The 26,746-nt window shown below is 62.9% G+C and carries 20 protein-coding genes and 1 tRNA gene; 8 read left to right on the top strand and 13 right to left on the bottom strand.

Annotated elements, in window-relative coordinates:
* Positions 1-5: 5 nt before the first annotated feature.
* Together IEV58_RS03135 and IEV58_RS03130 are read right to left on the bottom strand one after the other, a co-directional pair.
* The gene (locus IEV58_RS03135; protein ID WP_188408229.1) at positions 6-7,013 is read right to left on the bottom strand and encodes a carbohydrate-binding protein; all 7,008 of its coding nucleotides are present in this window, start codon (positions 7,011-7,013) and stop codon (positions 6-8) included.
* A gap of 180 nt (positions 7,014-7,193) precedes the next feature.
* Positions 7,194-8,147, bottom strand: a complete 954-nt coding sequence (locus IEV58_RS03130) for a LysR family transcriptional regulator (protein ID WP_229729154.1) — start codon at positions 8,145-8,147, stop codon at positions 7,194-7,196.
* 71 nt (positions 8,148-8,218) lie between these two features.
* On the opposite strand from IEV58_RS03130, the gene IEV58_RS03125 reads away from it, so the two are divergent.
* Positions 8,219-8,965, top strand: a complete 747-nt coding sequence (locus IEV58_RS03125; protein WP_188408228.1) for a sulfite exporter TauE/SafE family protein — start codon at positions 8,219-8,221, stop codon at positions 8,963-8,965.
* 16 nt (positions 8,966-8,981) lie between these two features.
* Here the strand turns inward: IEV58_RS03125 and IEV58_RS03120 are convergent, their stop codons facing one another.
* A complete protein-coding gene (locus IEV58_RS03120) occupies positions 8,982-9,668 on the bottom strand; it encodes a GntR family transcriptional regulator (RefSeq protein WP_229729153.1) in 687 nt (228 codons plus the stop codon).
* A gap of 100 nt (positions 9,669-9,768) precedes the next feature.
* Between IEV58_RS03120 and IEV58_RS03115 the strand changes: the two genes are divergently transcribed.
* From IEV58_RS03115 to IEV58_RS03085, 7 genes are all read left to right on the top strand, one after another.
* A complete protein-coding gene (locus tag IEV58_RS03115; RefSeq protein ID WP_188408227.1) occupies positions 9,769-11,097 on the top strand; it encodes an FAD-dependent oxidoreductase in 1,329 nt (442 codons plus the stop codon).
* Between the two features lie 63 nt (positions 11,098-11,160).
* A complete protein-coding gene (locus tag IEV58_RS03110; RefSeq protein WP_188408226.1) occupies positions 11,161-12,759 on the top strand; it encodes an acyl CoA:acetate/3-ketoacid CoA transferase in 1,599 nt (532 codons plus the stop codon).
* A 120-nt stretch (positions 12,760-12,879) separates the two neighbouring features.
* On the top strand, positions 12,880-13,914 hold the full coding sequence (locus tag IEV58_RS03105) for a TRAP transporter substrate-binding protein (protein WP_188408225.1): 1,035 nt from the start codon (positions 12,880-12,882) through the stop codon (positions 13,912-13,914).
* 95 nt (positions 13,915-14,009) lie between these two features.
* A complete protein-coding gene (locus tag IEV58_RS03100) occupies positions 14,010-14,507 on the top strand; it encodes a TRAP transporter small permease subunit (protein ID WP_188408224.1) in 498 nt (165 codons plus the stop codon).
* Positions 14,497-15,810, top strand: coding sequence for a TRAP transporter large permease (locus IEV58_RS03095; RefSeq protein ID WP_188408223.1), 1,314 nt, complete (start codon positions 14,497-14,499; stop codon positions 15,808-15,810). The genes IEV58_RS03100 and IEV58_RS03095 overlap by 11 nt, the downstream gene beginning before the upstream one ends.
* A gap of 45 nt (positions 15,811-15,855) precedes the next feature.
* Entirely contained in the window at positions 15,856-16,599 is a 744-nt protein-coding gene (locus tag IEV58_RS03090) for an enoyl-CoA hydratase/isomerase family protein (RefSeq protein ID WP_188408222.1), read from the top strand.
* Positions 16,600-16,623: 24 nt separating this feature from the next.
* On the top strand, positions 16,624-17,763 hold the full coding sequence (locus tag IEV58_RS03085; RefSeq protein WP_229729152.1) for an acyl-CoA dehydrogenase family protein: 1,140 nt from the start codon (positions 16,624-16,626) through the stop codon (positions 17,761-17,763).
* 33 nt (positions 17,764-17,796) lie between these two features.
* Here IEV58_RS03085 and IEV58_RS03080 read toward each other — a convergent pair whose 3' ends face one another.
* The 10 genes from IEV58_RS03080 to IEV58_RS03035 all read right to left on the bottom strand — a co-directional run bounded on the left by IEV58_RS03080 (position 17,797) and on the right by IEV58_RS03035 (position 26,742).
* Positions 17,797-18,747, bottom strand: a complete 951-nt coding sequence (locus IEV58_RS03080) for a D-2-hydroxyacid dehydrogenase family protein (protein WP_188408221.1) — start codon at positions 18,745-18,747, stop codon at positions 17,797-17,799.
* A gap of 145 nt (positions 18,748-18,892) precedes the next feature.
* A complete protein-coding gene (locus tag IEV58_RS03075) occupies positions 18,893-19,711 on the bottom strand; it encodes an enoyl-CoA hydratase/isomerase family protein (RefSeq protein ID WP_188408220.1) in 819 nt (272 codons plus the stop codon).
* Positions 19,712-19,777: 66 nt separating this feature from the next.
* Positions 19,778-20,767, bottom strand: coding sequence for an ABC transporter substrate-binding protein (locus IEV58_RS03070; protein ID WP_188408219.1), 990 nt, complete (start codon positions 20,765-20,767; stop codon positions 19,778-19,780).
* Positions 20,768-20,803: 36 nt separating this feature from the next.
* The gene (locus IEV58_RS03065; RefSeq protein WP_188408218.1) at positions 20,804-21,673 is read right to left on the bottom strand and encodes an ABC transporter permease; all 870 of its coding nucleotides are present in this window, start codon (positions 21,671-21,673) and stop codon (positions 20,804-20,806) included.
* Between the two features lie 74 nt (positions 21,674-21,747).
* Positions 21,748-22,539: an ABC transporter ATP-binding protein gene (locus tag IEV58_RS03060; RefSeq protein ID WP_188408217.1), complete on the bottom strand. Its 792-nt coding sequence runs from the start codon at positions 22,537-22,539 to the stop codon at positions 21,748-21,750.
* Between the two features lie 181 nt (positions 22,540-22,720).
* Positions 22,721-23,941: a CaiB/BaiF CoA transferase family protein gene (locus IEV58_RS03055; RefSeq protein WP_188408216.1), complete on the bottom strand. Its 1,221-nt coding sequence runs from the start codon at positions 23,939-23,941 to the stop codon at positions 22,721-22,723.
* A complete protein-coding gene (locus IEV58_RS03050; protein ID WP_188408215.1) occupies positions 23,938-25,368 on the bottom strand; it encodes an MmgE/PrpD family protein in 1,431 nt (476 codons plus the stop codon). Before IEV58_RS03050 ends, IEV58_RS03055 begins: the two co-directional genes overlap by 4 nt.
* A 390-nt stretch (positions 25,369-25,758) precedes the next feature.
* A tRNA-Phe gene (locus tag IEV58_RS03045) sits at positions 25,759-25,834 on the bottom strand.
* A gap of 66 nt (positions 25,835-25,900) precedes the next feature.
* Positions 25,901-26,110, bottom strand: a complete 210-nt coding sequence (gene yacG, locus IEV58_RS03040) for a DNA gyrase inhibitor YacG (protein WP_188408214.1) — start codon at positions 26,108-26,110, stop codon at positions 25,901-25,903.
* Complete coding sequence (locus IEV58_RS03035; RefSeq protein ID WP_188408213.1) at positions 26,107-26,742, bottom strand: Maf-like protein; 636 nt, start codon at positions 26,740-26,742, stop codon at positions 26,107-26,109. The genes yacG and IEV58_RS03035 overlap by 4 nt, the downstream gene beginning before the upstream one ends.
* Positions 26,743-26,746 lie beyond the last annotated feature (4 nt).

Below are 26,746 nucleotides of genomic sequence, written 5' to 3'. Positions count from 1 at the left end.
GCGCCTCAGATCACCAGGTGATAGTGGAACAGCGGATCCTGTGGCGCGTCATCGTCACTGGAGGTGCTGGACAGCAGGTCAGCCAGGGCGGCGGGATCATTCGGTCCGACCGAGGTGTCACCGCTGCCCGCGCTGGTGCCATCGGTATCGGACAACAGCTCAGCCGCGGTCAGATCCTCAGGCGCTTGCGTGTCCGAGGTCTCAGCGGACACCTCACCGGTGTCGATGGGCGCCTCGGAACCGCGATAATCCAGCGTGAGCGACTGAAGGTCTATGGATGCTGCGCCACCCGCATCCGACGCCGCCTTGTAAGCGATGCGGATGGTGTGCTCACCTGCCTCCAACGTCAGAGCCACCGCGCTCATTGCCGCATCACCCTCGGCGGATGGTTCCCCTGTCGGCTGCAAGGTCGCTTTTGCAAGCTCGGCGCCGTCACCCAGCGAGATCGTGACTTCCGCGGTCTCATCCCCCGTGTTTGCGGAAAGGGTGAGATCATAGATGCCGTCTTCAGGGACCGTGACGGTGTATTCCACCCAGTCGCCGTCAGCGAGCTGACCGTCGGCATCATCGGCTTCAACGGTGGTTGCATCAGCCATTTGGGGAGCGCCATCTGCGGGTCCCGCGTCGCCCGGCATGCCGGCATCGTCCGGATCACCGGGAGTGGCATCACCCGCATCCGCTCCATCGTCGGCGATGGGAGCGAGGGTCTCCTCGGTGCTCGCCAGCATCATGGAGCTCGCCGCGGTCGTCGTGGGGATGGGATTGCCGTTGGAGTCCGTCGTGATCGGAACGCCATCGCCGAAGTACATCGGCGTCACGCCCTCAATCACGAACATATTGTCGTTGTAGTCGTAGTTGCCGCCGGCATAGTCCATGATGCCGAGGTAGACGTTGGGGATGTTGTTTCCGTTGGCGTCCTGAGCTTGGAAGATCTTGACGTAATGGCCCTGCTGCGCGCCCGCGACAATCGTTCCCTGGACCTTGTTGAGACGTGGGTCGGACGAAAACTCCTCCACCATTATTCCGAATATGTCGTTGCCCGTCCAGGTATCGGGAATATCCGCCGCGGTGAAGACTTTCGTGGCGAAGGTCGAATTGGTGACGTTGGGAAGGATGCGCTGGTTGTCGTTGCTCTGATGGTTCCAGAACGTGATGTTGCCGGACTTGGTGTCGAGGTTGTGGATCCCAAGCGTGGCTCCACCGTTGCCATGAAAGCCCGTGATCTGCGTGACCTTGGCTTCGGTGACACCGTCGGCGATCTTCCAATAAGGCGACAGGATTTCCGTCGAATCGGTCTTGGCGAAAACGCCCTTCTTGCTCAGCGTCGAGTTGCCGCCGCCGTCGGTGGTCTTCAGACCCTCGATGCGGTTGCCGAAGCCGAAGATGCTCCAGACCTCGTTGACGTTGGGTTCCTGGCCCCCTTCATCACGGGCCTGCCAGAAGCCCGCGAGATTGACCACCACACTGGGTGTTCCCGCGTCGTTGCTGTTGATCTTGAGAGCTCCGGTGAAGATCGTGGAGGTCTGATCGACGTTGGTCGTGGGCGGCGTGTAGGCGGCCCGGTTGAAATTGACCCGCACGTCGAGTGATTGGCCTGCGGCCAGGGTCACGCCGTTGAGTGCATTGGGGTTGGCAAGCGTGAAGGGGCCTGTCAGCTCATAGTTGTGAAGGGACAGCGGGCCCGAGCCGTCGTTGGTGATCCGCACCGTGCCGAAGGCTTTGAAGTCGCGGTCAACGGCATTCGGCAATGTTCTGTCGGGATCTTCAAGATAGTTGAAGTGCAGCCGGTTATCGAAAAAGGCCGGATCGAGGCTCTGCACCACGATGTTTCCGCCGCCGGAGCGCGTAAAGGTCAGACTGTCCAACGCGCGGTTCAAGGCATCGTCCGTAACCTCGATCTGGGCCGTGATCGAGCCCTGGAACGCGCTCAGATCCACCGTGAAGCGATCCTGATCGTTGACGCTGACCGTCTGCCACGCGCCGCCATTGAAGCGGGCACGTACGGCGGTGATGTCGTCATCGAGACCGTTCAGCTGGAAAATGGTCGCTGCGGGATTCGAGAGATCATAGGTGACAAGATCAAGGTCACCGCCTTCGTCGGCGGTCGTGTCCTGGTTCGGAGCTCCCGGTGCCGGCGTCAAAAGAACGAGCTGGCTTGCTCCGGTGCTGCGGTTCAGCGTCATCAGGTAAAGCTGACCGGTCAAGGGGTGTTCGATGATGTCGAGCGGGTCGATGTAGTCGTCGATCACCGATCCATCGGGGCGGCGCAGCACGTCATCTCCCACGATCTCGCCGTTCTCATTGAGGCGGATCATGCGGACGTTGTCGCCGGTGGAGAACTGGGCGAAGAGGATCGCGCCCTTCAGATTGGGGCCGAACATACCGCTCTTGTATTCGATGGCACCATTGGGCGACTGGTTGTGGCCCAGATTGTAGGTGCCTTCGATGTCGTAATCAGGATCCGGATCGACCCCGACGCTGTAACCATCGGTCGAGGGGTTGCCATCGTTGCCGCCGACGACTTCGTTCCTGTCGAGGCCGGCGGTGGGGTTGCCGCCATTGAGGATATACTCGTCGCGCAGCACATTGGGGTGGCCGTAATAGCCGCCCTCCTTCACGTCGAAGAGGTAGTCGTACTGCTTCGGCGAATTGGCGATGACGGTGTCATCGGTCGGCTGCGTCGGATCTAAGGGCGTCTTGCCGCCTGCCGCGGTGCCGTTGGTCGGCACATAGAGGTGTCCGTTGGAATGCCACACGAGATCGTAGGCGTTGCGCACGCCGGTGGCGTAGATCTTCAGAACGGCGTCGGTTTCGAAGGGATTGTAGTAGCCCGGATAGGTCCCGTCCGCGTTGAAGGCCGAGGCGGGATTCTGCGTGGTCGGCGTGGTGACCGGCTCGGTGCGGACGTCGAAGCCTCCTGCCGGCGGCGTGCGCGAGGGGTCGACTTCCAGCACCGCGGCGTTGAGCAGGCGCTCCGGCCGGTTGCCCCAGGCGTCATCCTTCTCACCCGCGGCCGAGTTGGAGCCCTGTGTGAGATACAGGAGATGATCCGGCTGCCCGGGAAGCGCCGCATCGGGATTGGCGCGAAATTCGATGCTGTTGGTGACGTGATCGCCGCCCGAGCGGGGCAGACCCTGGATGTAGGCCCGCGCTACCGCGCCCTCGAAGGATCCACCCTCACCCAGCGTAATCGTGCTGATGCGGCCGGAAAATTCAGGCGTGCTGAAGGCCTTGCTCTCGCGCGGCACCGGATAGTTGTCGGTGATCCAGATCTTGTTGGGGTCGTCGGGGTCGAAGGCAAGACCAATGATGCCGCGCCGGCTGCTGCCCTGGGCAAGGTAATCCAGTTCCAGCGTCTCCTGGGAGGCCTTGTCGATCGTGCCGTCGGCGTTGACATCCCAGCGATGGATCTGGCCCGTGATGGTCGCGACGTAGAGCTTGCCGTCGGGGCTGAATTCGACTGTGGTGAAGCCGCCAGCGCCGTCAGTGAAGCCATCGAGCAATGTCTGGGTGGTGAAAGCCACCTCGCGGGGATGTTCCACCGGCGTTGTCCCGGTGACGAAAGTGGTGGTCAGGTCCTGCATCTGCCGCAGCGGCGCGGTGCCGTCGGTGATGCTTCCGAGATCGAGGACATCCTCCACCCGCAGCGTGTAGCTGGTGTTCTCCTTCAGCGGCTCCACGGGCTTGATGGTGAGCGAGTCCGAACCGCCGCTGAGCTGAACGTTGATCTCGACTTCCGCGCCGGTCAGGGTTTCGACCAGCTTGACGTTATCGACATAGGAAATGTTCGGACCCCGGTGGCCGGGCGCCTGGACGTTCAAGCCGACGACGAAGGCCGAGAGCGGGTTGATGTCGGTTGGAAGGTCTCCGTCCTCGTCAATGGCGATGGAAACCTGCGCTTCATTGAGATAGGCGGCAACCGGCGCTTCGAAGAAGGAATAATCGAGGTCGGCCGTTCGTCCGTCACCGGGCGTGAGGTCGGGAATGCGTTCGACCTCCAGATACTGGATCTCGGTGTTCACGCCACCGATGGAATCGATGGTCAACCGCCCGTCTGTCACCTGGGCGATCCCGGTGACGAGGCCGGAGCGAAATCCCTTGGTCTGCGTGCTGTCGATGGGATTGGCCGGCGACCAGTCCGGCATGAATTCCTGGCCCTCGACGTTGACGGCGTAATCGGCGCCCAGCGTGCCTGAGGTTTCGCCGATGGAGAGCTTGATCTGATAGGTGCCGTTCTCGAGCGCCATCTCCCAGGCATAGGCGGCGCCGCCGCTGGTCTCGAAGAGAGCGGAAGTCTTCTGCAGGTTGCTCGCGTTGGTGATCGTGTTGTTATAGCTCAGCGAACTTGTCGGCAGAGCCGAGGGCGTGGTGCCGTTCGCCGTTCCATCGGCGACGCTCGCCTCCGTTACCCAGCCATAGGTCTGGCCATTGCTGCGCGCGCCGTAGGCCGCGCCGGTATCGGCGAAAAAGCCCGACGGCGTGGTATAGGACGAGGGGAGGCCGCTGGCCGGCTGGAAATTGATCTTGGCAACCGGTTCGAACCTGACCTGGTCCCGCACCTCGACGTCGCCTCGGCTGATGTCGACCCGATCAATGTTCGGCCCATTGGCCACCGTATTGGTCAACTTGAGAGTGTTGGAACCGGCGGCAAGCTCCAGTTCCACCGTCGTCGTCTGCCAGATATCCCATCGTTGGGAGCCTGTTCCGGGAAATGACAGCGTCGCCGTTTCGGACCCCACGCTCAGCGTCATGGGCCTGTCGGTGCTCGCGCCTCCGCCGCCGTTGGAGTAGCGGAAGGTGAAGGTATAGAAGCCAGCCTCAGGCGCGTTGAAGGTGAAGGAGGCGGCATCACCGATCTGGCTGCCCATGTCGAGGTAGCCTGTTCCTGTGAAGCCATCCCAGAGGCTGTCACCGTTCGCATCGTGCGCGAGCGGAGTGTTGGGTTCCGGATTGGAGGGCGTGCGTGCCTGGGTGATCTGTGTTCCCGTACCCGTGGTGTCGATGGGGGTGAAGGTTTCCCCCTGGATCGTCAGCGCGAAGGGCTCGCCCGGACCCGGGCCTGGCCCTGGATCGGGGTCTGGATCGGGGTCTGGATCTGGATCGGGGTCAGGACCGGGATCTTCCGTGGCCTGGAAGGTGATCTGGTCGATATTGGGGCCGCTGGTGGCACCTGACGGTATGGCCAATTTGATGGCGTTCATGCCCGCGACAAGATCCAGCTCGACCGTCTTATCCACCCAGGTCTGCCACTTCACCGAAGAGTTCGTCGTTGCTGCGCTGGGTTGGAAGTCCACCGATGTCGTGGCGCCGCCATTGACCGACAGGCTCAGCGGCCGGTTGGCGGTGCCGCCATTGGCATAGCGGAAGGTGACAAGATAAGTCCCCGCCGTCGCCGCATCGAAGTTGATGGTGATGGCGTCACCGGCATTGCTGCCATAGTCCATATAAGCGCCGTCGACAGCGCCGCTGTGATAGGTGCCGCCGGCGTCGGGATGCGTGGCGTCGACCACACGGGTGAAGCTGGAGCTGGTCGGCGTACCGGTATCCTGAACGGTGACCTTGGTGGCGTCCTCGGCCTGGATGACGATGGGGGCCGCGAGAGCCAGAGAAGCATCGTCGTCGGGAGGCGTTTCCTCATCCTCCGGTGGTGTCTCACCGCCGCTCGTTGCTTCCGCAATGGTGATGTTCGTGCTCGCCTGAGCCACGTTTCCAACGCCATCGGTGACGAAAACAGTCACCGTCGACATGCCCGCCGGCAGATTGGACCCCGCGAAAGTAAAATCGCCGTCCGCATCCGGACGGTCGGTAATGTCGGTCCGGGTTTCCCCGCCATCGAAACTGATCTCGATCTTGACGATGTCAGGGTCGATGCCGGCCAGTTGGAAGTTGATGGAAGCCGCGGCGGCGGATGTCAGCTCTCCCTCAGGACCATCAAGGAACAGGGGCCGTTCATCCGCATCGGCGGACAGATCCGCGTCCGGATCGGCAGGTGGTGTCTCCGGCACCAGGATAAACTCGATCTTGTCGATGTTCGGCCCATTTTCACCAAGCAGTTGCAGAAGATTGCTGCCTGCTTCAAGCCGGATCGTCGTTGCCGATGTATGGGTTGTCCAACCTTCCCATCTGGTCGGATCAGGCGTCGTTCCGGCATCCTTGCCATCGGCTGGCCGGATGCTGGCGGCCATGTCCTCGTAATCATCGGGATAGGCGGAGGGCGCCGCCGTCGGCGCGAAATCGAAGGTCAGATCATCGGAGGTGTCATCATCTGCCAGGCCGAGCGTCAGGACGCGGTTGCCGGAACTGCTGGCAGAGGGTGAGCTCCCGTTGGCATAGGTGATCGCAACGCGGTAATCGCCCGCCACGGCAGCTTCGACTGCGAACTTCAACGTGCCGGCTGCGCTGCCCCAATCCAGATAGGCATTGCCCTCCGCTCCGGTCCGGAAGACCTCGTCTGAGGCCACTTTCGCGTTCTTGGCGGTCAGCAGAGCTTCCGTGATGGCGCGATTGGCGCTCTTCGGCGTCGATGTCGTGGTGCCCGAGATGAGATCCTCCGCCTGGAGCACTATCCGGCCGGGATCCGGTGCACGCACTTCGAGATAATCGATGTCGGCGCCACCGGAACCGTTGGAGGACAGCCGCAGGAGGTTCTCTCCGGCGGCAAGGAACACCCTCGTCTCTCGCTCGCCATAGGTGCCCGGCGTGCCCGTCGACGGAAGATCGAACATACGGTCGAACAGCCTGAAGGCACCTTCGCCGTGCTTGATATCGAGGCGCATCGGGGTACCGGACGCGGCGGCATAGCCGATGCCGAGATCGTAATAACCGTCGGCGGGTACCGTCACGGCAAAGTCGATGTATTCACCCGACCCGCCGCTCTCGCTGGTGAAATGAATATGGCTCGGCCCGGTGGCGGAGATGATCGCCAAGGGGACGGTGGTGAGCGAGCCTGCACCGTTGTTTCCTGGTGCCGAGGCTGTCTCCGCTTCCAGGCGGATAGTTTCAAACGGATCCATGGCTACCCCGCTTCGTCAGCGTTGAACGTGACGTGAGACGCGTTGCTCCGGCGCCCCCGGGCTTTGCCGTCAGGTGCTAATACGGCTGTCTACGGTCTGTTAGGGCTGATTGATCGTCAAATCCCCGGGCGGGGCAACTGACAAAACAAGTGCCGGTTTAAACGTTTCGTCAGGTGAATATTAGGAACTACTTTCTTGGCTGTGACGGGCGAGAGGCAAGGCCGAGGAGTTATCAGCGAGATACTGAAGGAGATCCCGCGCCGGCGGCGTCAACTCGTCCTCGGAATGGGTACAGACCGACAGCCGGCGTGTGGCCCAGTCGTCAGCAAGCCGGACCCATGCGGCCTCACCCGATTTCACATATCGCCGGGCCGCCGTCTGCGGCACGATGCCGAGGCCAACCCCATGAGCCGCCATGCGGCAGATGCCCTCGAAGGTGCGCGCGCGCACCCGCATCTTGAGCCTGGCGCCGATCCTTGCTGCCTGGGCATCCAGATGATCCTGTAGCGCGCCATGCGTCAGCCCGACGAAATATTGGTCCACGATATCGGCGAAAAAGATACTCTTGCTCGCTGCAAGCTCGTGATGGCGAGGGACCAGCACGACCAACCGATCGGTGGCGAAAGGCTGCAGACTTAGGCCGCCGGTGTCGACCGCAGCCGACAGAACACCCATGTCCGCCAGCCCCAATGAGACGGCCCTTGCGATCTCGGTGCTTTGGCGCTCCTTCAGCTCGACGTCGATCGTCGGGCGCGCCGCCATCCAGGGGGCGAGCCGTTCCGGCAGGAATTCGGTGAGGGCAGCGGTGTTCGCCAGAATGCGGATGGTCTTCCTGAGACCCTTGGCGTGTTCACCCAGTTCGCCGCGCATCCGGGCCATCTGCCGCAAGATCAATCGGGCATGATGAGCCAAGGCGTCGCCGGCCTCAGTTGGCGAGACACCGCGCCGGCCGCGCTCGAGCAGCCTGATCCGGCCCACGGCCTCCATGTCGCGGAGGCGCTCGCTTGCGGCCGGCAGCGAGAGGCCGACCTCCGCCGCTCCGTGGGTGATGCTGCCGGCATCCACCACGGCCAGGAACAGGCGAAGGTCGATAAGGTCGAACCGCATCGGGTCAAGATGCACGATATTCAGCATTCGGGCCAGCCGAAGGCTGGCTGCGGATCATCCGCATTGTCCGCGCCGTCGAACTCTCTATCCAAAAGGTCATGGAAGCATCGATCTGGCTTGTCACCGCTGTCGGCGTGACCTTCTTCGCCGCGGGCATGGTCAAGGGCGTCACCGGCATGGGGCTGCCCACCGTCGCCATGGGTGTTCTGGGCGCGCTGATCTCCCCTCTTGCCGCCGCAAGCCTGCTGCTCATCCCCTCCTTCGTGACCAATGTCTGGCAGCTTCTGTCGGGGCCAGCCTTCGGCGCGCTCGCTCGCAGGCTCTGGCTGATGATGCTGGCAATCCTTATCGGGACCGTCACGGGCTCATCGCTGCTGGCGAGCGGTGAGACGCGCCTTACCACCAGCGCGCTGGGTGCTGTCCTGGTGGCTTATTCCACATACACGCTCTTTGCGCGTCAGCTCCATGTGCCGGCGCGGCTGGAGCCGTGGCTGTCGCCCCTCATCGGGGGGATCACCGGCGCCGTCACCGGGGGCACCGGCGTGTTCGTCGTCCCGGCCGTGCCCTACCTTCAGGCGCTTGGGCTGGACAAGGACAGCCTGGTGCAGGCGCTCGGCCTCTCCTTCACCATCTCAACCGTTGCGCTGGCAGCCGGCCTCCTGTGGCGTGGCGCATTTGAGATCGACAATCTCGCCCTCTCCGCTCTGGCAATCGTCCCAGCCCTCCTTGGCATGTGGGCCGGACAGATCATCCGCGATAAAGTAAGCCCAGCGGTCTTCCGGCGCTGGTTTCTCATCTGCCTGCTTGTTCTCGGGGTTGAGATGATGTCGAGGCTGTTCTTCTGACGGCGCAACCGTGCCGTCACAGTCGCTGCTCGACCGCAAGGCGTGTGAGCCCCTCCAGGAAGTCCATTAGCGCTTCAGCGCGCACCGCGGCGGCATCGGCGTCCCCTGCCGCGATTGCTTTGACCACCTCGCTGTGGAGGTTCGCCGCATCCACCAGCCGGGTGTCGTCGATATAGGCATACCAGAAGCGACGGGAGAGCCCATGGATGACGCCCATGGTCTTGATCAGAGTAGCATTGCGCGTGGCCGCCGCGCTGAGCCGATGGATTTCCTTGTTGGCGACGAAGTACCGGGCGATTACCAAGGTCCTTGAGGCTTCGAGGATTTCGTCGGAAAGCTGCAGCAACCGCTCGCGGTCCGCTTTGCTCGCCCGTTGGGCCGCGAGGCGCACCATCAGCTCCTCCAGTGACCGCCGGACCTCCAGAAGCTCCAGCTGCTTGCGAACGTCGACCGGCGTCACCAACGCCCCCCGGCGGGGGTGGACCTCGATATAGCCCTCGAGCTTCAACCGCAGCAGCGCCTCCCGGATCGGCGTGCGGCCGCACTGCAGGACCTCGCTCATCTGACTTTCGGAGATCATGGAGCCTGGTGGAAGCGTTCGCATGACGATCATGTCTTCGATCCGCCGATAGGCTTCGTCGGCCAGCGATTCCGGGACAGCCGGCTGCAGGGGATTACCAATCATGAGCTGAGCGATCTCCATAAGATTCGTCCCGAGCCTACCGGTTGACCCCGTCATCAGCAATTGATATGTCAGTTGTCTATCAGATTGGCAAAGACCAATCGGACAGGGAGAAGCGGGCATGGACCGGAGAGCTCACGAGCGCCTGGAGACGGACGTCCTGGTTGTCGGGGGCGGTGCGGCCGGTGTGGCGGCAGCGGTCACGGCCGCGCGCCAGGGCCTCGATGTAACGCTGGTGGAGCGCTACGGCTTTTGCGGCGGTGGAGCGGTGGCGGGACATTCCGGCACGGTCTGCGGTCTCTACGAAGCGACCGATGACCGATCCGCACCCCCGCGTCAGGTGGTCTTCGGCTTCGCCGAGGAGTTCGTTCAGCGGATCTCCTCGCTCGGCGGCCTGACCGGCCCGGTTCCCTACGGCAAGACCTACACCCGCGTCCATGATCCGCTGGTCTGGCGCGAGACCGCCGACAGCTTCCTGCGTGAAGCGGGCGTGCGCGTGGTCTACCACGCTGTCGCTACCGACCTTCATATGGATGGGGCAGAGGCGGTCGAAGGGGTTTCAGTCTTTACCAAGCAGGGCCCGCTCGACATCAGGGGCAAGGTCACGATCGATGCATCGGGTGATGCCGATCTCGTCGCCATGGGCGATCTTCCCAACTTCATCGGCGACAACGGCCGGGTCCAGAACCCGACCATGATCTTCCGCCTTCTCGGCGTCGACATCGACCGTTTCCAGAAAGCCTACGGCATGGACACCATCATGCCGCCCTCGGTCACGGAGATGATCCTGGCCAAGCATAATGCCGGCGACTACGCGCTGCCGCGCGCCAAGATCTGGCTGTTCGCAACCACCCGCCCCGGCGAACTCCTCTGCAACTGCACCCGCATCGTCGGCCCCGATGGCCGTGAGCTCAATCCGCTGTTCTGGCGCGACTTCACCGACGCGGAGATCGAAGGCCGCCGTCAGATGCGCGAATATGCGCGCTTCTTCCGCGACAATCTTGTGGGCTGCGAGGCCTCCTTCGTGAACGACACGGGGGTCCAGGTCGGCGTGCGGCAGACCCGGCAGGTGGAGGGCGTTGCCAAGCTCGCCAACAGCGATGTCGTCGCCGGCACCAAGTTCGCCGACGGCATCACCGCCTCGCCCTGGCCGATCGAGCTGCACTCCGGAGCCAAGCCCCGCGTCGAGTGGCTGCTCAACGACGTCTACGAGGTGCCCTATGGCTGCTTTGTGCCGAGCCGGGGGGAAAACCTCCTCGTTGCCGGCCGCTGCCTCTCCGCCGAGCACGAGGCCGTCGCCTCGGCCCGGGTCACCGCGCAGTGCTTCGGTTATGGCCACGCCATCGGCCATGCCGCTGCCATCGCCGTGAAGGAGCGGGTGGCACCGCGCAGCATCGATGGCCGCGACCTCCGCCACGTCCTCAACCGGGACGGCGCACGGCTGGACTGAGCCGACCAGAGATTTCGAAGAAGCGGGGCCGAGGCCGCGCCTTACACGACACGAAGGGCCGACATGACCAAGATCTCCACTGCCGCGGCTGCGGTCGCTTCCATCTCCGACGGCGCCACAGTCGCCTCGGTCGGTGTAATCGGCTGGATCACCCCCGATGCGGTCCTAAAAGCCCTCGGCGAGCGCTTTCGCCAGACCGGCGCGCCGCGCAATCTCAACTTCTATTTTCCCTGCGGGACCGGCGATGCCCAGGGCATCAGGGGCATGGACCATGTGGCCCAGGAAGGCCTCATGAAGCGGATCGTCTCCGGCTCCTATATCAACCCCGTGGACCCCGTCACCGGCAAACGGCCGGAGCTGATGCGCCTGATCCGGGAGAATCTTGTCGAGGCCTACTCCTGGCCGATCGGCGCCTCCATGCATTGGCTGCGGGAGGTGGCGCGCCGCAGCCCCGGCTATTTCACCCGTGTCGGCCTCGGCACCTACATCGACCCCGATCTCGGGGGAGGCAGGTTCACCTCCCGCGCCAAGGACGATCTCGTGCAGAAGATCGAGGTCAATGGCGAGACCCTGCTGTTCTATCCCACCTGGCCGATCGATGTCGCCATCGTGCGCGCCTCCACCGCCGACGAACACGGTAACCTCTCTTGGGAGGACGAGGCCCTGGTCTCCTCCAACATGGGGCTCATCCTGGCGGCCAAGGCATCCGGCGGCCGGGTGATCGCCCAGGTCCGGCGGGTGGTGCCGGCGGGGGAGCGGCCGGCTTCCAGGGTCGGGCTTCCCGGCTATTTCGTCGACGAGGTGGTGATCGACCCGGAGATGATGATGGCGACGGACGTCGCCTTTGACCCGGCCTATTTCTCCGGCACGCGCCGGCCGCTCTCGGCGCTGCCGCGGCCGGAAATGTCGCCGGACAAGGTCATCGCCCGCCGCGCGGCGCGCGAGGTGCGCAAGCGCGAACTGTCGATCTTCGGCTTCGGCGCGGCCGCCGACATTCCGCTCGTCATGGCCGAGGACGGGCTGTTCGACGACGGCGGCCTGAACGACTACTGGTTCACCACCGAGCACGGCTCCTATGGCGGCGTCGTCATGTCCGGCTGGCAGTTCTCCGCCAACATCAACCCGGAAGCGATCATCGACGGGCTCTATCAGTTCGACGCCATCGATGGCGGCCTCTGCCGCTTCGCGGCTCTCGCCTTCGCGCAATATGACGCGGCGGGCGTGGTCAATGTCTCCAAGTTCGGCACGGCCAATCCCGGCGCCGGCGGCTTCATCGACATCGCGGAGAACGCGCGGCGGCTGGTCTTCACCGGCACCTTCACCACCGGCGGCCTCGATGCCCGCTGCCAGGATGGGCGGCTGGACATCGTCCGTGACGGCAAGATCTCCAAGTTCGCGACACAGGCGGAAAGCGTGACCTACCGCGTCGCCGATGGGGTTCGCGGCCGCGGCCAGACGGCGGTGGTGGTGACCGAACGCGCGGTCTTCGACGTGCGCCCCGAAGGCCTCGTGCTGACGGAGATCGCGCCTGGCGTCGACGTTCGGCGCGACGTGCTCGACCGCATGGACTATGCCCCGGCTGCCATCCTTGACCCCTTGCCGCTGATGGATGCCGACCTTTTCCGGGAAGCCCCCGCGGCCGCCGTTACCGTAAACGCCTAGCCGCCACCGAAGAATGCCGGCGCCCTCGGCGCCGGATAAGAAGAAGCAAACGGCGCGGCAAGCGCCGGCAACAATGAACCAGGATCGGCCAAGCGCGATCCCCAGGATGAGGAACGTTCAATGCAAGGCACATCACGCAGGACTTCGCTGAAGCTCGCCGCCGCCGCCATGGCCGTGGGCTTCTTCTCCGCGCCGGCCCTGGCGCAGGAAACCTACAACTGGCGCATCCAGACGCTCTGGCAGCCCGGGACCGCCAACCAGGAGGCCTTCGAGCGCTTCGCCGAGAACGTCGCCACCATGACCGACGGCCAGATCAAGATCACCCCGCTGCCCGTGGGCGCGATCGTCGGCGTCAACGAGACGCTGGATGCGGTCAGCCGCGGCATTCTCGACGGACAGCATCCCGCCACCGTCTACTGGACCGGCCGCAACCCGGTCTTCGCCGCGATAGGCGATCTCAACGCGGCCTACGACAATCCGTACCAGGCCATGGAATACTTCTATAAGTACGAAGGGATGGAGATCCTCAAGGAGGCCTACAAGCCCCTCGGTCTCTATCCGATTGGCGTTGCCTGGTGGGGCGTTGAGTCCATCCCCACCACCCGGCGGGTCGGCGGCGTCGCGGATCTTAAAGGCCTGAAGATCCGTCTGCCGCAGGGCATGGCCTCGGAGCTGTTCGAGAAATTCGGCGCCGTTCCGGTCAATCTTCCGGGCTCCGAAACCTTCAGCGCCATGGACAACGGCACCATCGAGGCGACCGACTGGGGCACGCTTGCCATGAACGCGGAGCTCGGCTTCCACGACAAGGCTAAGTTCGCGATCTATCCCGGCGTGCATTCCATGCCCGTCGGTGATGTCTCCATTCCGCTGAAGGTCTGGGAAAAGCTCAGCCCGCGTCTGCAGAAGACGCTCGAGATCGCCGTCCGCGACTTCAGCCTCGACATGATCCAGACCCTGGAGAAGCAGAACCTGGAGGTCGCCGAAGAGCTCAAGGCCGAGGGCGTCGAACTGGTCGACTGGAGCGAAGAGGACCGGCGTGAGTTCCGCAAGGCCGCCGTCGATACCTGGAACGCCTATGCGGGCAAGAATGAGCTGACCAAACGGGCCGTGGAAACACAGGTCTCCTACCTCCGCAAGATCGGCCTGATCGACTGACGCTGGACTTCGTCCGGCCTGACGCATGGTCCCGGCATCCTGCCGGGACCACCGCAAGACATGCGATCCCACCACATCCGTGACCGGAGGCGGCCATGAACGCGATCGGCAATGCCATCAGCGCGCTCAACCAGAAAATCGGGGACTATTCCAGTCTCCTCTATCTCGTCGTCTTCGTCGTCACCGTCTATGACGTCGCATGCCGGTATTTCTTCAACAGCCCGACCATCTGGGGTCTCGAGCTGGTCATCATGCTGGCGGGCATCCACTACATGATCGCCGGGGCCTATGCGATCAAGAACGACGGCCACGTCAGAATCGATTTCATCTATCGACTGCTTCCCAAGCGGGCGCAGATGATCATGACGATCATTGCGCATCTGCTGGCCTTGGTCTTCCTGCTTGCGGTCGTCTACTACGGTTACCAGCAAGCCTATCCTTCGGTGCTCGGCGGCGAGACCACAGGCGCCGGCTGGAACTCCCACTCTCCGATGTATCTGAAGATCGCGATCCCGGTCGGTGCCGCCCTGATGGTCCTCCAGACCATCGTCTGTTTCGTCCAAGCCTGTCGGGAGCTCTCCAATGTCCGGTGAAATCGTCAGCCTCGTAACGATCGGACTGCTGCTTCTCCTGCTGGCGACGGGCATTCCGCTGGCTTTCGCGACCGGCACCACCGCCGTGATCCTCACCCTCTGGCTGTTCGGGCCGGAAAGCCTCTACTTCATCCCGAGCCGCATGTTCACGCTGATGAACAACTATGCGCTGATCTCGGTGCCGCTGTTCGTGCTCATGGGCTGCATCCTGGAAGGAGCCGGCGTCGTCGAGCGACTGTTTCACGTCCTCCACATCTGGTCGGGACGGCTGCGCGGCGGCCTTGCGGTCGGAACGCTGCTCGCCTCCACCGTGCTTGCCGCCATGGTTGGCGTCATCGGCGCGGAGATCGTGGTGCTCGGCCTCGTATGCCTCCCCGCCATGCTGAAGCGGCAGTATGATCGAGGGCTTGCAGTCGGCGTCATCTGCGCCGGCGGCTCGCTCGGAACCCTGCTGCCGCCGAGCATCGTCCTGATCGTCTATGGCCTGGTCGCCCAGGTATCGATCGGCGAGCTGTTCCTGGCCGCGGTTCTTCCGGGCTTCCTTCTGGTCGGCCTCTATCTCACCTATGTGCTGATCCGCTGCTACCGCAATCCGGCGCTTGGGCCCCTCGCCTCCGATGAGGAGCTTTCCATGCCGCTGGGCGAGAAGCTGCTGCTCGGCCGTGCGCTGTTCCTTCCGCTCGCCCTGATCACGACCGTTCTCGGCTCGCTTTATCTCGGCATCGCCACCCCCACCGAGACCGCCGCCGTCGGCGTGCTCGGTGCGATCATCATCGCGCTGGTGAACCGGAAGCTGACCTGGGACATGATCTATTCCGCGGTCAAGACCACCGGCAGCACGGTCGCCATGCTGACCTGGATCTTCTTCGGCGCCTCGGCGCTGGTGGCGGTCTATACGCTGGCCGGCGGCACCAGCTTCCTACAGGGCGCCATCACGGGTCTGCCGGTGGCACCGATCGTGACCGTTGGCATCATGATGCTGATCCTGATCGTGCTCGGTTGCTTCATCGACTGGATCGGCATCGTGCTCCTGACCATGCCGATCTTCGTGCCGGTCATCCGCCAGCTTGGTTTCGATCCGATCTGGTTCGGCGTCCTCTTCACCATGAACATGCAGGTGTCCTATCTGACGCCGCCCTTTGGCGCGGCCGCTTTCTATCTGAAGGCTGTCGCCCCGCCGGAAATCACGCTGTCGGATATCTTCCGCGCTGTCGTGCCCTTCATCGGTCTTCAGCTGATCGGGCTCGCGCTGGTGATGTCCTTCCCCCAGATCGCACTCTGGCTGCCGGCGTTGCTGAAGTAACGCGCGCCGTCAATCACCCAATCCCAAAGGTAAGGCGACATCGACATGCTCGACATCACAATTGCCAATCGCGTGGCCACCCTCACGATCAATCGGCCGCAGCGGCGCAACGCGCTCGCGGCCGAACTGGTGGCGAAGCTGACCCGCGCCTTCGCCGATCTCGACAATGACCCGAACGTCGGTGCCGTGGTCCTTGCCGGCGCCGCACCCAGCTTCTGCGCCGGCAGCGATTTGAAGGAGCTCGGCACCATGGACGTGCCGGGCATGGTCGCCAACGAGGCCGACACCGCCGCCATGGCGCGCCGCATCGGCCTTGTCAGTGTGCCCGTGGTCGCGGCCGTGGAAGGCTATGCCCTCGGCGGCGGCTTCATCCTCGCCGCCTCCTGCGATCTGGTGGTGACCGGCGCCGATGCGCGCTGGAGCCTGCCGGAAGTGCCGAACGGCTGGCTGCCGCCCTGGGGCCTCCAGGCGCTGGTCGCCCGGGTCGGCCCTGTCAATGCCCGGCGGCTGGTCTGGGGCTTCGAAACGCTTGATGGCGAGGAGGCGCGCCGGCTGGGCGTGGCCGATTACTGTGTGCCGAGCGGGGAGGCCGCATCCCATGCCGCGACGCTTGCCGCGCGGATCGCGGCGCTTCCCGCCCCGGCGGTGCGCTCCACCAAGGAATTCTTCCAGCAGGCGATCTCCGTGCAGGCCGAGGCCTGGGACGCCGCGGCAGGGCGGATCTTCGCCGACAACTGCGCGCATGAGACGGCGCGTGCCACGCTCGCTCGCTTCGCCGCCAAGGTCTGAACGAGAGCTCGGAGACATCGGATCATGTTCACTCTCAACGATGAAGAGCTCGCGCTCAGCGAGGCGGTGGACCGTTTTGCCCGTGAACGCCTGGCGCCCGCCATGCCCGCGTTCCTGCGCGACCACCTCTTTCCCGCCGACCTCGTATCGGAATTCGGCCGGTTAGGTTATCTCGGCACGGCCTATGATCCCGATTACGGCGGTGCAGGGCTCGGCACGCGTGGCGCCGCGATAGTCGCGGAGGTGCTGGCCCGCATCGAACCTTCCTTCGCGGCGATCTATCTCTGCAACAGCGCGCCGACCTCGCTGATCGCGCGCTTCGGCTCCCACGAGCTGAAAAGCGAATGGCTGACGGCCGTCTGCGAGGGCCGTATGATCGGTTCCTTCGGCGTGACCGAACCCCATGGTGGTTCCGACGTCGCCAATATCCGGACCCGCGCCGTGCGCGACGGCGGCGACTGGGTTCTGAACGGATCGAAGATCTTCTCCACCAACGGCGGCACCTCGCTGCACGGCTTTTCCAGCATCGTCGCGGTCACAGATCCAGATAAGGGGCCGAAGGGCCTGACCTGCTTCGTGGTACCGGTGGGTACACCCGGTTTCTCGGTGGGGAAGCCCTCCCGCAAGATCGGCTGGCGCTTTGCCGATTCCGTCGAGCTCTATCTGGAGAACGTCAGGATCCCCGACCGTCACCGGGTGGGCGAGGAAGGCGACGGCCTGAAGCAGATCCTGAGCGTTCTCAGCATCGGCCGCATCCTCGTCGCGGCCACCGGCCTTGGGCTGGCGCGCCGTGCCATCGACCTCGCAAAGGCCCACGGCCGGGACCGCAAGCTCTTCGGCAAGAGCATTCTCGCGCAGCCGGGCCTGGCGTTTCCGCTGGCCGATATCCTCACCAAGATCCACGCCGCCGAACTGATGGTGCGGCATTCGGCGACACTGGTGGACGAAGGCCGTCCGTTCCGCAACGAGACCTCCAAGACCAAGCTCTTCGCCAGTGAGCTCGCGGTCGAGGCGGCCCTGAAGGCGATCCAGGTCCACGGCGGCTATGGCGTGTTCGAGGAATTCCCGGTCTCCGGGCTGTTGGGAGAAGCCAAGGTGCTGGAGATCGTCGAGGGCACCAGCGAGATCCAGCGCATGGTGATTGCGCGCGAACTGCTGGACTAACGGCCGGCCGTTCGGACTGCCAATCGGCCAGGATCAACTAAGCTGTCTTATCGGATTGCCCGCTGCGAAGGCGGCGATGTCCTCAACCACCTGGCCATAGAACAGCATATAGTTTTCCCGCGAGACATAGCCGATGTGCGGCGTGGCAACCACGTTCCTGAGGGTGCGGAACGGGTGGTCGCTTGGCAATGGCTCTGTATCGAAGACGTCAATGGCAGCCCCCGCGATCCGCCTCGATTCCAGCGCTTCGACCAATGCGTGCTCGTTCACGATCGGGCCTCGGGATGCATTGACCAGATAACAGGTCTCTTTCATCTTCGCGAACTGATCGCGGCCGATCAGACCACGTGTCCCGTCTCCGAGTACAAGATGGATCGTGATCACGTCGGCTTCCGACAACAATTCATCAAGACTTGCCGCCAGGCGAACACCCGCCGCCTCTGCACGTTCGACCGTGAGGTTGCGGCTCCACGCCAGCGTCTTCATCTCAAAGGCCTGCGCCAGCGCAGCTACGCGGGTGCCGAGCCTGCCAAGGCCCAGAATTCCAAGCGTCTTGCCCTGGAGCAGCTCGCCGAGCCCGACCTGCCAGCCTCCCCCACGAAAGGATTCCAGCTCCTGCGGAATATTCCGGACCAGGGCCATGATCAGTGCCCAGGTCAGTTCCACCGTCGATTGACCAACCGAGTCCGTGCCGGAGACCACGATACCCGCAGCCTTCGCTGCCTCGACATCAATGGATTGATTGCGCATTCCCGTGGTCACCAGAAGGCGCAGCCGCGGCAAGCTTTCGATCACGCTCCGGCCAAACGGCGTCCGCTCGCGCATCAGGACGATCACGTCAAAATCGATCAGATGCTCAAGAAGATCCGCTTCCGATTTCAGGGGATCGCGAAAGGCCCTGATCTCGACGGACGGACCCAGCCGTTCCCAATCGGCACAGCTGATCGCCACATCCTGATAGTCATCAAGTATGGCAACCTTCATGGAAGCCTCCCGTAGCACACACAACCCGAATACAGACCTTGCCTGCAGACTGCCGCGCCTCCAGCCTCCGCCAGTTCCGGCATCGGCAGTGGCTGGACGTCGAAGCCGCCCCCTGACGACCAAGGACGACAGCGCGCATCCTTACCTAGCGTCCCACGAAGACGGGCGCGCGTCGTGCCGCAAAGGCAGCCAGTCCTTCCGCATAATCTTCTGATGCAACCACGCGAACCAATGAGCGACGCTCGTTCTGGAGACATTCCGATGCCGTGAGATCCGGCGCGTCCCGCACGAGGCGCTTAATCTCGCGCGTGCCAAGCGGCGATCGCGACGCGATCAATGCCGCCAGCTGCGCCACCCTGTGGTCGAGCTCGCCCACGGGAACTGCATGATTGACGAGCCCCATCTCGCGAGCGCGCTCGGCGGTTACCGGCTCTCCCGACAGCATCATTTCCAAGGCGAGCGCACTGCCAATAAGCCGCGGCAGACGCATCGTCCCGCCAGCGCCGGGGATGACGCCAATCCGCGTCTCCGTCAATCCAATGAGCGCATCCAGCGCGGCCACCCGCATATCGCAGGCAAGGGCCACTTCGCACCCGCCGCCGAAGGCCAGGCCATTGACAACAGCAATGGTCGGAACTGGCGTTTCCGCTATCGCATCGATCGCCGCGTTGATCGCTGCATTGTGCTCCACACGCTGGTCGACGCTCATGGTCTGGCGCTCCTTCAGATCGGCGCCGGAACAGAATGCCCGCCCGGACCCGCGTATCAGCAGGACGCGGGTTCCATCGTTCGCCAATGCTTCGACCGCATCACGCAGGTTGCGGACCATCGAAAGGCCTAGCGCGTTCAGCCGCTCGGGGCGATTGAGGCGGAGCTGGGTGACCCCCTCCGAAATCCTCTCCACCACGACCTCAGCAGAGGAGGCCTCGTCGGCCCGCTCGGATGAATTCCGCACATGCATCATTGGCGTCCTTATACGAGGCAGACCCATCGGACACCCCGAAGGGTGCCGATGGCCGCCGTCCAACATTCAGGGATTGGAATAGAGCAGTGACTCCGGGACAATCTTGTCGGCGCCCTGGATCCGGCCCTGTGTCTTGACGAAGCCGAGCTCCTTCTGGATCTGCGCCATCGTGTACTCCGGTTGCGCCCAGTTGGCCGAGTTCCGCTCGAACACGCTGTCGATCGTCGATTTGTCCAACTTCGGATAGGCCTTGGACATCGCGGCTTTCACACCATCAGGGTCCTGCGCGATCATCTCCTTCAAATCCTCCAAAGATTTGATGAGGCGCTTCACCACGTCCGGGTTCGTCTTGGCGAACTCCTCCGTCGTTTGCAGAACAGTCGAGCTTGTTGGCTCCACTTCTTCCGGAAGTTCGCCACCAGTGCCGTCGATCCAAAGCGTTCCGCCGCTGGCCAAGACACCGGCATCCGTGTAGGGCGAGCCGGCCATCATGCCATTGATCGCGCCGGTCTTCAGAGCAGCCGGCATGGCCGATTGTGCCATATAGGTGAAGTTGATCTTCACATCGTTCATTTCAGCGAAGGTCTTGAGCGGAACGGTATAGGCTGAGGTTGCGCTTGGCGTTGCAATGGTCAACCCATCCAGGGCGCGCAGGCGCTCTACGACCGGAGCATCCCGCTTCACGGTCATTTTCTTGGCTATCGGTTCGCTGAGAACCAGGGATCCCGACAGTCCGCGGTAAAGGTTGCCCAGGATAACGATCTTCTGACCACGCGCGGCAGCGGCGATCACCTGCTCGGGACCGGACGCCGCCACTTCAGCGGATCCCGAGATCAGAGCCGTCGTTGCCGCATTACCGCTCTCAGCGACGACGATCTCCGCTTTGATGCCATTCTTCTCCAGGATTCCGGCGTGCTCGGCCACACGCATGCCGCCATAGGCAAAGGAATTGGAGCCAATGACAACCTTGAGGGGCACCGTCTCGGCCTTGGCGCTTGGGGAAGCGAGGCAGGCCAAAGCGCCGCAGAGAACGGATAAGGCAAGAATAGGTCTCATGTTGTTTCCTCCCGGATTCTTCTTTTGTAGCGAGTGCTAGGGGATATGCTTCGACGCATCTTCTCCGAGGGCCACCTCGGCGGTCTGCCAGTAAAGAACGCGCTTTTCGATCAGCTTCAGGATTCCAAGAAGCGTGAAACTGATCAGCATCAACATGATCAGTCCCGCAAACACGCCGGAGGTATTGAAGTAGGACGTGGCCTCCTTGATCCGGTAGCCGACACCTGCATTGGCGGCAACAAACTCGCCGACGATCGCCCCGATCAAAGCGTAGGGCAGACCGATGCGCAAACCGGTGATCACCCAGATGGACGAATAGGGAATGGCAATTCGCGTCCAGGTCTGGAACTTCGACGCGCCCAAGAGACGGGCGTTGGTGATCATGTCGCGGTCGACCTGCCGGGTGCCCTGAAACGTGGTGAAGAACACCATGAAGAATACAATGATGGCGGCAAACATGATCTTGTTGGTTATGCCGATACCAAACCACAGCACGAAGAGCGGTGCCAAAGCGACCTTTGGCAGGCTGTAGAGCGACAGGATGAGCGGTTCCAGAAGGTCTCCGAGCTTGCGGATCCACCCGAGCAGGAAGCCGATGATGGCGCCGCCGATGCTGCCGATGACGAAGCCGCTTCCCGCCGCGGTCAGTGTCATCCGCAGGTCGTTCAGAAGCGTGCCCGACGCGTACCATCGGATGAACTCCTGATACACCGCGACGGGGCTGGAAATCCAGAAATCCAGGCTGAAGTAGAGGGAGGTGATCTGCCAGGTCGCCAGCAGCGACACGAACACCAGGAGTTGCTGGAGACCCAGTGGAACGGCCCATGACTTGCGTTGCGTCGGCGCCCTGCCCTCATGCGCGCCCGTTGCTTTTCTCGAGTTGACCGCCGCGGTATTCATACTCATCGTTCAACTCCCGCTTGATTTGCAGAATAACCTCGCACCAGAAGACCGCGGGCTCATCGCCGCCTCGAGCCGGTCTAGTTGAGGTCGAGCGCCTCCCAGAGCGTCTTGATATAGCCGCCGAAGCGCGGATTGCTCTGGATATCAACCACATCTCTCGGGCGCGGCAGATCTATATCCAACGTCAGTTTCACTTGTCCGGGACGGCCCGACATGACAACGACGCGATCGGCCAGGGTGACGGCTTCAGCCAGGTCATGCGTCACGAAGACAAAGGTGGCGTCAGTGTCCTTCCAAAGATGCAGGATTTCATCGTGCATCTTCGTCCGAAGCAACGCATCGAGGCTGCCGAACGGCTCATCCATCAGATAGATGTCCGGCTCATAGACCAACGTGCGCGCGATCATGACACGCTGGAGCATGCCGCCTGAAAGCTGCCGCGGGTATGCCTTCTCGAAACCCCGGAGACCCACGCGCTCGAGTGCGCTGGCGGCAAGACTCGCGACCTGCGCCTTGGGGAACCTGCGAAATTCGAGCGGCAGACGCACGTTACCCTCGACCGTGAGCCAGGGCAGACAATAGTTCTTCTGGGTGATGTAGCCTACCGCCGGGTTTAGACCTTCGACAGGCGCACCGTTGAATATTGTTTCTCCGGTGAAGGGCTGCAGCGTTCCAGCAACCAGGTTCAGTAATGTGGATTTTCCACAACCACTTGGCCCAACGATTACAAGAAATTCACCCCGCTCAACTGTCAGATTAACGGGGCCCATCGCCGTGAAGTCGCCAAACCTGACGCTTGCGTCACGGAAGTCAATCGCAGGGCGTCGCAAACCTGCACCAGCATCGACACTGCCCGTCGGCGCATGCATTTTCTCCCCTCCTGACATTCTTTTTTTAAAGTAGATATGCCTCCCGCGCCCATGTCAACACTACATCATTTAATAACTAGACGAGTCGGAAAGACATAAGACAAATTCTTACAAGCATGACCGTCCCGCAATCATCACAAAAGCGAAGACATCAAGCAGAAGGATCAGTTTTATTGCTTTCTCAGGATACCAGCCTCTCTTCCCTCATCCGGACGATATCATCAGGACTGAAGCCGATGTCGCTTAGTATTTCATCGGTATGCTCGCCGAGACGCGGCGCCGCCGTGCGTTTGGGTGCCAGAAAGTCAGCTCCAAACAGCGGCCCCGCTAAAACCGATCGGCCGGCATCCGGCACCTCGATCTCCTCGAGCACATGCGCTTCGAAGAGAGTGGGGTCGGCAACATATTCCGCTATCGTATTCACCGGCGCCGCTGGCAGGCCGCTCGCCCGAAAGGCGGCGAGCAACTCAGCGCGGTTCCAGGTTCCGACGGCCTCCGAGACAAGCTGGTCGACTTCGGCACGATTGGCGATGCGCTCTGCCAGAAGACGATAAGGGACCTCCCCGCCAGCGCCGGCGAGGCCCAACACGCCCACCAGAACGGCCCACAGCCGGTCGTTTCCGCCGGCGATGAATATCGGTCCGTCCGAGCAATTAAACACGCGGTAGGGAACGAGCGCCTCATGGCCGCTGCCGCGCCGCTGCGGCAAGGCACCAGCCATGAAATATCCCGAGATCTGGTAGGTGAGATAGTTGGTTGCCGTTCTGATCAGCGATGGCTCCACATAGGCGCCCTGCCCTGTTCGGTCGCGCTGCAGCAGAGCCGACAGAATGGCAATCACCGAGGAAAGTCCCGTGCCGAGATCGATGACGCTCGGACCACAGCGAACCGGATCGCCGCTGCCTTCGCCCGTCAGGCTCATGACACCGGTATAGGCCTGAGTGGAAGCCTCGTAGCCCGGCATTCCCTCCGAGGCGCAGCCGGCCGGAAAGGCCCGCACGGCGCAATAGATCAGCCGAGGATTGAATTTCCGGATGGCGTCGAAGCCAAGGCCATAGCGTTCCATGGTGCCGGGCCGGAAGTTCTCGATGAAGACATCGGCCCGTTCCAGCAGCCGCCGCAGAATGGCGATACCTTCCGGCCTGGATAGATCAACCGCCAAACCCTTCTTGCTGTGGTTCATGGCAAGGAAACTCGCCGACACGCCGTTGACGATTGGCTGCCAGGCACGAACCTCGTCGTTTGCCGAGGGGTGCTCGAGATGAACGACGTCAGCGCCGAGGTCGGCAAGGATCGACGCACAAAACGGTGCGGCCAGCACGCGCGAGGCATCGACAACCCTGATGCCGCCGACCGGCCGGGGCGCCTCGTTTGCGGCCACGTCTTCGGCCCCGTCGATCATGCCAGCAAGGCCGCGAGGCTGCTGACATCCTCGAGTTCATCCAGTCGCTCAACCAGATCGATGATCTGTTGCGCGCGTTCCACGGGAATGGGAGTCGCGGCATTGGCGGCGCAGTCGAAAACCTTGGCATGGCGGCGCTCGGTCGACATGGGATTGTCGGGGTGCCCCAAAGCTGTCGTCGAGGTGGCTTCCAGCTTTCTGCCATCTCTCGTCACAACCTCGACACGGCCAGGCTCGAACGTCCAGGGGCCGTTCTGGCGCTCGTCGTAACGCCAGCGAACCTTTGGCACGCCGCGCGCGATCACGTCGTCCGCAAGTGCAGGATCGTTGTAGATCGCGAGCTTTGTATTGCCGTGCAGGATCGTCGCACCGAGCCCGAAAGGCAGATTACACAGAAGATCGATACGCCGGTCGGGGACCATTCCCGGCTCGGTCGGAACACACAGAGCCTGATTGATGCGCCCGACGACGGCAGTCACGCTCTCGATGTCGTCGAAACCAAGCCTATGCTCTTCCATCAGGCCGGTAAGAGCTGTGTAGAGGGCGTGAAGATGCCGGATCGACGGCCAGGGCTTCAGCGAGATCCGGTCGCTTTCGTAATGCTTGCCAAGATCGCCGACGAGTGTGCTGCGATCATACTCGCCGCGGAAGAACACATTGTAATAGCCGTAAGGGCCATCAAAAACCCTCCGGTCGCCGCGCACGCCGCGCATGGCCAGCGCGGCCGCCACCACGCCATCCCGATAAGCCAGGCCGTCCCTGATCGAGCGCACGCTCGATCCTCCGTGATGCAGGCTCGCCCATGTACCGGCGACCTGCGGAAGGGTGAGCCCAAGGGCTTCGGCGTGCTGACGCTCGCTGGCGCCCATGATCTTGGCGGCTGCAGCCGTGGCGCCGAACAATCCGATGACCGGGGCGCGGAACCACGGAAAACTGCTAGTATTACCATGAATGGCCAGGCCGATCCGGCCGATGAGATCATTGCCCAGTGCCACCGCGGTGATCAGCTCGCGACCTGAAACCTTTCCCTTTTCTTCGGCCGCCGCCAAAGCACAACTGAGGCTGGCCGATGTGGGATGACACACGGCAACGTCATGGGTGTCGTCGAAATCGAATTGATGAACGGTCGCACCGTTCGCAAATACGGCATTCTCCGGCGGTATCTTCAGTCCGCCCCCGCCCACGACGGTGCAGCTTTCCCGTCCGCCCCAGTGGCGGACCAGATCGTGGATCGCCTTGACGTCCACGCTGACCGTTCCGGCCATCATGCAGGCCAGTGTATCCAGGATGTTCCTCTTGGTCGCCGCGACCACGCTTTCCGGCAGGTCGGTAAAGCTCACCTGCGCCAGATGCTCCGCGATGACGTCGGCGGAATCGGCACCCTCATACCCGGCCTTCATGGCGGGAGAAGAGGCATTTGCTGGCATGATGTGCTCCCCCTGTTCGCGTGCTCGAATTGGCGCGCTTTCCACTGTCCGACTTAGCCGGATTTTTCGACGATACTGAATAAGGTGCGAGTGTCAAATCATCTGGAGCAATTAACGGCCCAATAAAAAAGGACAGCATTGCTTATGATATTGTGTTTTATATCCAAATTCGACCCTTGGAGCAGGCGTATTTACCACAAATCATCTAGAGCTAATCCGCATCCACGCTTAGCCGGCGGCGACGAGCAGTGAATCAATCAGGATTGGAGCGGGTGATTACGCGCGAAGCGCTACGAGCCACTGAGTCATCGCTGAAGTAGCGCGCGCAGGCGATCCACCCGCCCGGGTCGGGCCGACAGCAGCCAACCAATTTATTTTGATGAGGGAAAATGGTGCCCAGGGGCGGAATCGAACCACCGACACTGCGATTTTCAGTCGCATGCTCTACCAACTGAGCTACCTGGGCGCATGAGCGTGTCGCTCATGAAGCGGGCGGGTTATAGCGGCTTCTTTCAGGCGCTGTCCAGACCCATCATTCGTCTTCGCCATCTTCTTTTTTCGGCGGTGGATCATTGGGGCTTTCGTTGGTGGGAATACGATAGACGCCCCCCAGCCATCGGTTGAGGTCCACATCCGCGCAGCGCTTGGAACAGAAGGGATGGTACGCCGCCACCGACATGCGCGAGCAGATGGGACAGGGCCGCGGCGGCCGGGCGGGACGCTGGTCCTCGTTTCCGCTCATGCCGCGCCTTCGAGCGGGTTGAGCCAGCCGAGATGCACCGGGAAGCCATTGCCCGCCAGAAGATCCAGCGTCTCGCGCAGGGGCAGTCCGACGACACCGGAATAGGAGCCCACCAGACGCACCACAAAGCCGCCGGCGATGCCCTGAATGGCATAACCGCCCGCTTTGCCGCGCCACTCGCCGGAGGCGATGTAGGCCTCGATCTCCTGCTCCGACAGGCGCTTGAAGCGCACACGGGTTTCCACCAGGCGCGTGCGCCGCTTGCCGCCGGGGTCCGCCAGCGCCACGCCGGTAAAGACCCGATGAGCGCGGCCGGAGAGAAGCCGAAGGCAGCCGAGCGCCTCCTCAACCGTTTCGGCCTTGGGCAGAACGCGGCGGCCGACGGCCACCACCGTGTCGGCCGCCAGCACGTAGGCTTCCTTGAAATCCTCGCGCAGGTCGGCCGCCTCGCGGGCGGACGCGGCCTTGGCATCGGCCAGACGCACGGCGAGCTTGCGGGGCGCCTCGAGGCGCTTCGGCGTTTCATCGAGACTGGCCGGCAGCAGAAGATCCGGTCGCACGCCCACCTGCTCCAGCAGCGCCAGGCGGCGTGGCGAGGCGGAGGCGAGAACGAGTTTGCGGCGGCCGATCATGACG

The sequence above is a fragment of the Agaricicola taiwanensis genome, from assembly GCF_014635245.1.
Classification (GTDB): Bacteria; Pseudomonadota; Alphaproteobacteria; order Rhizobiales; family Methylopilaceae; genus Agaricicola; species Agaricicola taiwanensis.
Note: the sequence above shows the minus strand (reverse complement) of the source record. Positions and strands in the feature narration are given on the sequence as shown.

Bases quoted from the DNA above. Each gene is read 5' to 3' on its own strand.
- IEV58_RS03055 (WP_188408216.1), bottom strand. From the start codon at position 23,941: ATGATCGACGGGGCCGAAGACGTGGCCGCAAACGAGGCGCCCCGGCCG.
- IEV58_RS03110 (WP_188408226.1), top strand. From the start codon at position 11,161: ATGACCAAGATCTCCACTGCCGCGGCTGCGGTCGCTTCCATCTCCGAC.
- IEV58_RS03035 (WP_188408213.1), bottom strand. From the start codon at position 26,742: ATGATCGGCCGCCGCAAACTCGTTCTCGCCTCCGCCTCGCCACGCCGC.
- IEV58_RS03100 (WP_188408224.1), top strand. From the start codon at position 14,010: ATGAACGCGATCGGCAATGCCATCAGCGCGCTCAACCAGAAAATCGGG.
- IEV58_RS03095 (WP_188408223.1), top strand. From the start codon at position 14,497: ATGTCCGGTGAAATCGTCAGCCTCGTAACGATCGGACTGCTGCTTCTC.
- IEV58_RS03105 (WP_188408225.1), top strand. From the start codon at position 12,880: ATGCAAGGCACATCACGCAGGACTTCGCTGAAGCTCGCCGCCGCCGCC.
- IEV58_RS03075 (WP_188408220.1), bottom strand. From the start codon at position 19,711: ATGATGCATGTGCGGAATTCATCCGAGCGGGCCGACGAGGCCTCCTCT.
- IEV58_RS03130 (WP_229729154.1), bottom strand. From the start codon at position 8,147: ATGCTGAATATCGTGCATCTTGACCCGATGCGGTTCGACCTTATCGAC.
- IEV58_RS03090 (WP_188408222.1), top strand. From the start codon at position 15,856: ATGCTCGACATCACAATTGCCAATCGCGTGGCCACCCTCACGATCAAT.
- IEV58_RS03060 (WP_188408217.1), bottom strand. From the start codon at position 22,539: ATGCATGCGCCGACGGGCAGTGTCGATGCTGGTGCAGGTTTGCGACGC.
- IEV58_RS03125 (WP_188408228.1), top strand. From the start codon at position 8,219: ATGGAAGCATCGATCTGGCTTGTCACCGCTGTCGGCGTGACCTTCTTC.
- IEV58_RS03065 (WP_188408218.1), bottom strand. From the start codon at position 21,673: ATGAGTATGAATACCGCGGCGGTCAACTCGAGAAAAGCAACGGGCGCG.
- IEV58_RS03070 (WP_188408219.1), bottom strand. From the start codon at position 20,767: ATGAGACCTATTCTTGCCTTATCCGTTCTCTGCGGCGCTTTGGCCTGC.
- IEV58_RS03050 (WP_188408215.1), bottom strand. From the start codon at position 25,368: ATGCCAGCAAATGCCTCTTCTCCCGCCATGAAGGCCGGGTATGAGGGT.
- IEV58_RS03135 (WP_188408229.1), bottom strand. From the start codon at position 7,013: ATGGATCCGTTTGAAACTATCCGCCTGGAAGCGGAGACAGCCTCGGCA.
- IEV58_RS03080 (WP_188408221.1), bottom strand. From the start codon at position 18,747: ATGAAGGTTGCCATACTTGATGACTATCAGGATGTGGCGATCAGCTGT.
- IEV58_RS03120 (WP_229729153.1), bottom strand. From the start codon at position 9,668: ATGGAGATCGCTCAGCTCATGATTGGTAATCCCCTGCAGCCGGCTGTC.
- IEV58_RS03085 (WP_229729152.1), top strand. From the start codon at position 16,624: ATGTTCACTCTCAACGATGAAGAGCTCGCGCTCAGCGAGGCGGTGGAC.
- IEV58_RS03115 (WP_188408227.1), top strand. From the start codon at position 9,769: ATGGACCGGAGAGCTCACGAGCGCCTGGAGACGGACGTCCTGGTTGTC.
- yacG (WP_188408214.1), bottom strand. From the start codon at position 26,110: ATGAGCGGAAACGAGGACCAGCGTCCCGCCCGGCCGCCGCGGCCCTGT.